Source organism: Candidatus Hodarchaeum mangrovi (assembly GCF_975850365.1).
The window spans coordinates 1-2,053 of the sequence record NZ_CDLCQJ010000076.1; the positions used below are offsets into that span (position 1 = coordinate 1).

The 2,053-nt window shown below is 34.9% G+C and carries 3 protein-coding genes; 2 read left to right on the forward strand and 1 reads right to left on the reverse strand.

The window, feature by feature from the left end; translation table 11 throughout:
* A partial coding sequence (locus ACWVCY_RS07635; protein WP_455141724.1) for an MFS transporter occupies positions 1 to 866 on the forward strand: 866 nt, incomplete at its 5' end.
* Between the two features lie 339 nt (positions 867 to 1,205).
* Positions 1,206 to 1,529: a hypothetical protein gene (locus ACWVCY_RS07640; protein ID WP_455141726.1), complete on the forward strand. Its 324-nt coding sequence runs from the start codon at positions 1,206 to 1,208 to the stop codon at positions 1,527 to 1,529.
* Between the two features lie 28 nt (positions 1,530 to 1,557).
* Here the strand turns inward: ACWVCY_RS07640 and ACWVCY_RS07645 are convergent.
* Positions 1,558 to 2,053, reverse strand: a 496-nt coding sequence (locus ACWVCY_RS07645) for an acyl-CoA thioesterase (RefSeq protein WP_455141728.1), incomplete at its 5' end; no start/stop codon positions are given.

Here is a 2,053-nt window from a genome sequence, read left to right on the forward strand (position 1 = left end):
CTGCAATCTTGAAATATGCTAGCTTGGTAAAAACTGAAGTTAATATTTTTGGCGTTTTAGGGGCGGGTACTTCCTTTGGCTATTTCATTGGATCCTATATTGGTGGTTTGTTATATGATGTTTTGGGTATGCGAATTCTTTATCTTATTGGCTTCGGTACATGCATTTTGGGACTAATTCTGACCCTTCGTATGCGAAATATCCTCCATTCTGAAGAGTCTGAGCTTATAGAAATGAGTTCAAGTTTTTCTATTCATGTAAATCCTTCTCATGATCTACTCTCTACTCTTATGAATGCAAAATTAGTCATTGTCATTCTCATGATTGCCATACTTCAAACCTTCCAAGGGTCTTTTTCAGGAATGTTTGTTTCAGTTTATCTTATATCTGAACTTAATGCTCCGTCTTATGTAATAGGATTATCGTACGGTATTGCTACCTTATCAGGAGCATTTGCAGCTCAATATGCTGGAAAATTAGGAACAAAATTTGGATACAAAACAATCCTTCTAATCTGCTTTATAGGTTATTTTATTGTTTGGATTGTATTTTTTACTTCAATCGATAATTATCTATTACCAGCTTTATCTTATACCATTCCGATATTTGTGGGCTTAATGGTTGCAGGACCAGCTATTGTAACTCAATACATTCAAGAAAATCAGCGTGGAACGGTCATGGGTATATTTTCAGCCTGTCAATACTTAGGATTGGGGATCGGTACAATATTAGGTGGCTATTACGCAGCAATCAATTCATCTATTCATTTAAACTTCGAAATTTCAGCTTATGGTGCAATAATTCTCATTCTCTTTACTTTTATATTCTTTCGGAATGATAAAAGGGTAAAGGAGAAAAATATTTGATACTGGATTTAACTTACTCTGAGCTTTTATCAGGAATATTCCAGATCTTTATCAAACTTACTACCATGTAACTAATTTTCTTATTTTTTCTCTTCTCTCAAGCCTTACAAAATTGTTCCCTAATCTCCCTTTTTTAAGCAGAGTTCGATCCTCAAACCGCTCAGGATAACCCACACGAACAGTTCTTTAAATGCTTTCTGAAGATACTGACCAAAAATGATCATAAGTCATCTGAAAAAGATTTTGAATGATTCATATTTCGAATATTTTCTCTAGATAAGTTTATTTTGACCCGCTATTTTTGACCTATCTATTAAAGAATGGGGGACTTCTCCTTTCTTGAAACCATATATCGAATTTGTTCTAAATTTTAGTAGATATTATAGATCAGTATCTGAAGACAAAATTTATAGAGCTTTACTTTTACATTGTCCCTTTGATCATTTACCGAACGAACTCATTAGAACGGACCGAAATAAATTTAGATTGCGCATATTTTTTAGAGAAACACAATCCTTGGAAATAGCTTACCGTCAACTTGAAGGAAAAATGGAAGAATTACGCGATCAATTGGATTTAATTTTTCACTGTTATGGAAAAGTAGAAGATGCTCATGCTGGTGTATTAAATACTACTGATGCAATTACTTGGATAGAAGGGTAAAAAAGCATGTCTCATGACGAATACTTATTCAAAATATGTTTTCTCGGTTCTGTTCAACCATCCGTCTTTGACCAGATTTTATCCCCTCAAGGTCTTGGATCTTCTGTATTAACTCCTTAGGTAAATTCGTTTTATGGTTATTCTGATAGTCAAATGCAACAAGAAGGGCATCAGCTTCTGCTGCAGGTTTCTTATGCTTGGTACTAATGAGTATCTGCTTGACAAATATTCGATCGTTGAGAAGTTTTTCCGCTTTTGTGCCAACAAGGAGTGTATCTGGATATGTTAAAGGGATCTTGAACCTACACTGAATGGAAGCCAGAATGAGGCCCACTCCAGTTTCTTCCATTGAGGTCAAAGCATTTATTTTTTCCAGATACGAAACACGCCCATCCAGAAAATAACGAAAATAAACTGTATGATTTACATGGTGAAGAGCATCCATGTCGCCCCACGACACCAATAGTTCCGTAATCACGGGATAATCATCTAACACATCATTCATTTTCCATTCCTCAATTAAA